The 3840-nt window shown below is 34.0% G+C and carries 5 protein-coding genes; all 5 read right to left on the bottom strand.

All coding sequences use genetic code 11. The annotated features are described in order from the left end of the window. Nucleotides 1-229: 229 nt before the first annotated feature. Nucleotides 230-979 (bottom strand): fimbrial biogenesis chaperone, encoded by a 750-nt coding sequence (locus tag PSF28_RS18275; protein WP_272685443.1) that lies wholly within the window; start codon nucleotides 977-979, stop codon nucleotides 230-232. Continuing rightward, nucleotides 976-1692 carry a fimbrial biogenesis chaperone gene (locus PSF28_RS18270; RefSeq protein WP_272685442.1) on the bottom strand — a complete coding sequence of 239 codons (717 nt, stop codon included), beginning with the start codon at nucleotides 1690-1692 and terminating at the stop codon, nucleotides 976-978. The genes PSF28_RS18275 and PSF28_RS18270 overlap by 4 nt, the downstream gene beginning before the upstream one ends. 20 nt (nucleotides 1693-1712) lie before the next feature. Continuing rightward, nucleotides 1713-2258 carry a fimbrial protein gene (locus PSF28_RS18265; protein WP_210839630.1) on the bottom strand — a complete coding sequence of 182 codons (546 nt, stop codon included), beginning with the start codon at nucleotides 2256-2258 and terminating at the stop codon, nucleotides 1713-1715. A gap of 341 nt (nucleotides 2259-2599) precedes the next feature. Next, entirely contained in the window at nucleotides 2600-3274 is a 675-nt protein-coding gene (locus PSF28_RS18260; RefSeq protein WP_272685441.1) for a fimbrial biogenesis chaperone, read from the bottom strand. Between the two features lie 94 nt (nucleotides 3275-3368). Further along, nucleotides 3369-3840, bottom strand: a 472-nt coding sequence (locus PSF28_RS18255) for a fimbrial protein (RefSeq protein ID WP_272685440.1), incomplete at its 5' end; no start/stop codon positions are given.

Here is a 3840-nt window from a genome sequence, read left to right as displayed (position 1 = left end):
GGCGTTAAGGTGTTACTGTTGGCGAAGTCGTTTAAATCGAGCTGAGAAACATCAATCCCGCTCCCGTGCATTAATAAACCGGGGTCAAAATAAGATTCGGCAGGCGAAAAAGAAGGGGTTATTGCATAGCAGCAAAGAAAAACCTCTAATGCAATTATGTTTAATTTCATCCCTTTCACTGCATCACCTTTCGTTATTTATTATTGTTGAAAAATACTTTGTTTAAAAATCATTCAATAGATTCGTTCTGTAATTCCAGTAAATACTCATCAGTAAATCGCCACTCAATTTTGCCGGTATGAGGGCTTTTCAAAGTAATATCCTGAGTAGAAAAAGGAGTAAGCGTTATTTCTCTTTCATCATTTTTAATGTTATTTCCAGCGACTTTTAAATAATCGAATGTTAAATAAAATGGCGTAGGATTCTCTATTTTTAAAATATTACCTTTGCGAGTAAGTTTGACTTTCTTCGCTAATTGGCTTGTTTTAAATTCTTCTATTTCTTTAGGGCGATACAATAATTTAAAGTGGAAATTAGGGACAATATTCAAATGAACACTATTTTCTTTTTTATTTTTATCTTCGCTAGGAATTGCTCTTATGCCAATCCAAAATAAACTTTCTCGATCTTTAGGAAGATCGATACCATTTATTTGATGACCAATTCGACGAATATTCCAAGCGTTTTGCGTATTTGCTTCCATTTTTTTTAATGGAGGCAAAATAATAAATGGTACTTGTTCATTTGTATTGTCAATTTTAGGGAGTAAAGTTTTCTCATCAGCATTAGCAACCCATGCCTCCATTAAGTAACTTTCCGTATTCCCATTAGTCATATCGATACTAATACCACCGGTATCACTTTCGTTATAAACATAACGCTTTAATACAAAATCAAATCCAGTTGGGTTGTTTGCTACTGCAATAAATGGAAAAATGAAAATAAAAAAACAAAATATTCGAAAGCTATTTTTTATCATTTTTGTATACCTTTTAATGCAATAGGTTCAACTTTTGTTTCCCCACCATAATCATTAATAATGTCCCATTCTATTTGAGAGACTTTATGATTTGCAGGTAATTCAACGGAAGAAAATGGTGCGACCATCGGCGCTCTGTCACTCTCGAAAGATACTTTATCCATTTTGATGTTTACTAAAGTAAAATAATAAGGTGATGGATTTTTGATAATAATGCTATTCCCTGATTGAGTCGCTGTTAACGTTCGAATGTAGTCATTAACATGCCCTTTAATTCCATTTGGGCGATAAAACATTTTTATCACGATTTTGGTTGATAAGTTAAATTTTGTATTTACTTTATCACTCTCATCGTTATTTCTTTGTTTCGATTCAGGAATAAAATTGACCATCAAATAAAATAAAGATTCCTGATCATTAGGGAGGGAAGCTAGTGATTTAGGAATAATTTTTAGTGCGATATTTGAGTTTTCTTTAAGTTTTACTATCGGGGGTATCACCGTAAAATTTTCGCTTGGTGCATTTTCATTTTCCAACGTTGAGAAAATTAAACTTTGCACTAAGTATTTTTTCATACCACTGTTATGTGCTGTAATGCTTTGGCTTTTATCATTTTGAGTAAATATTACTCGAGAATGGTCGAGTGATACCGCTGCAAATGCACTTTGAGATACAAAAATTGTACCTATAATGGCTTGAATTATTTTTTTCATGTCATTTTCCGCGTAAATTATTAATCTGCGTAATAACCAATGGTTAAGGTTGCTGAAAAATCACCTTCACTTGGGTCACAATCTGTTTTGGCACAACGTAATTTAGCGCTAATCATTTTTGTTTCACTACTGCTTTTTATGTTATCCCAAATAATTGAGGCAGCATCTGGTTTAGCTAATGCGGTTTGGTTGGCACTAATAACACGATTTCCATCTAATAATTGAATGCCAATAACTCCGTTAGGGTCGTCATTAAAGAAATTATTACTGCCCGTTAAAGTGTTTCCAGATGCTAGATAAACCACGGCTGTTGTTTGGTCCGTGCTGGTGCAATTTCTTAAACCAATAGAAAAATTTTTCGAGATAGTATCATTCTTAATTTCATTGACGGTCGTTACGCCTGATGCATTACCTAATATAATTTCATTAGGAACATCAATTTCACAGGTTTTTGCTAAAAATAAAACGGAAAATTCGTATTGAATTTTATAGTCATCTGCTGCCATTGCAGGGTAATACATGAGCATTATTAAAAATGTCAGTAATACCTGTTTTATTTTTTCCATTAAATTTAATCCTGATAATATTCAAACATAATAGCGATAGTTGCATTACCTGGTTTAACATTATTTTAGCGTTACACTCGGATAACTCTGTAATTAATAACTGAGTCTTTAGCTATTGAAGGAAAGATGGAAATTTCCTTATTACTCACTACCTGCTAATTCTGGTTGTTTTTATCTCAGTATTCAAGTTAAAAACTCGTTTTAGTTGTATCTTCTGTTTCAAAAAGAACATCACAATTTAATTGTGCAGATACCACCGATTTTAACTTGATTTTGAATAGTATGTGCCTATTTTGAGATAACTTGGCTGGGGAAAATCGCCAGCCGAGTTCGATATGACTTTATTCTATAGTCCCATAATATTCATTATACCCACCGAGGTCATTGATGATCGCCCACTTTACTGGCCCAGTTTTGTTTTTGCTTGTAACGGTCATTTCAGCGAAGGGAGAAATGACATTATTTTGTTTATTCAGTTTGACGGATTTATTATTAACCACTAACCCAGCCAGATTGATATAGTAAGGTGAGTTATTGGCTAATTTAACCCCATTAGAGGTTTGAGTGATTTTAATATTTTTAAACGCATCTTCTTGGGGCATTGACAGGCCTGCTGGGCGATAAAAAATCTTAATCACGCTTTCTAATCCTACTTTTACACCATCCGCTTTACTGGATTCAGGGACATTTCGTGAATGGAAGTAATACATACTTTCGCGGTCTTTGGGAAATTTATGCGAAATTGCTTTTATTTTGATTACGTTACGTTGTTTGGGTTCTAATTTAAAAATTGAAGGTGTAATAACAAATAAACCATCGGACGGCGTTTTGCTATCTAGCTGTTGTGTAATAAAACTTGCCACTAAATACGATTTGTTATCTTCATTACGTGCGGTAATAGAGGCTGAATTAGTCGCTTCTTCAATAACGATACGAGTTTGACTTAAACCGACACCCGCTTGAGCAATAAATGAAAATGTTAATAAGATAAAAAGTAGGGATTTTAATTTTTGCATTTTCTTTTCTCTTATATATTTATATTGCGGGCAGTAAATTGTTACTGCCCGCTTTAGCAGCTAAACTCAGTGTAGACTATTATGAGTTAATTTATTAATCGTAAGCGACACTAAAAGTTACTGGAACATTTAAGTTTTGAGCGACTGCATCAGTCGTTGTTGCATAAAGACCTGCAACCATTGGGATGATGTAGTCATTTTGACCTGTAACTTTCAGGTCTGCAATTTCAGTTGCAGTGTTAGGGGTGATAGCCGTTTTTGCTTTACCAGCCGCTAACTTAACACCGATTTGTGATGCTTGAGCATCAGCAAACATGTCTGAGTGACCAGTTAATGTTTCACCTGTAGCTAAGATAGAAACAGAAGTTGCACTTGCAGCTTCGTTATTGCTACCCGCATCACCGTTATAAACTTTAGTACAGTTATTTAAAACTAAGTTAAAGTTTGCTTCTGATAATGCTTTAGCAGTATCAATTTTTTCGTTTGAGTGAGTTCCTAAGCTGATTAAGTCTTTAGAAGCACTGATATCACAAGTTGCAGCAACTAAACGAGCATTAAAGTTAACT

It is taken from the genome of Providencia sp. PROV130 (assembly GCF_028482225.1).
GTDB lineage: Bacteria > Pseudomonadota > Gammaproteobacteria > Enterobacterales > Enterobacteriaceae > Providencia > Providencia rettgeri.
This window is presented reverse-complemented; position numbering and strand designations above follow the sequence as displayed.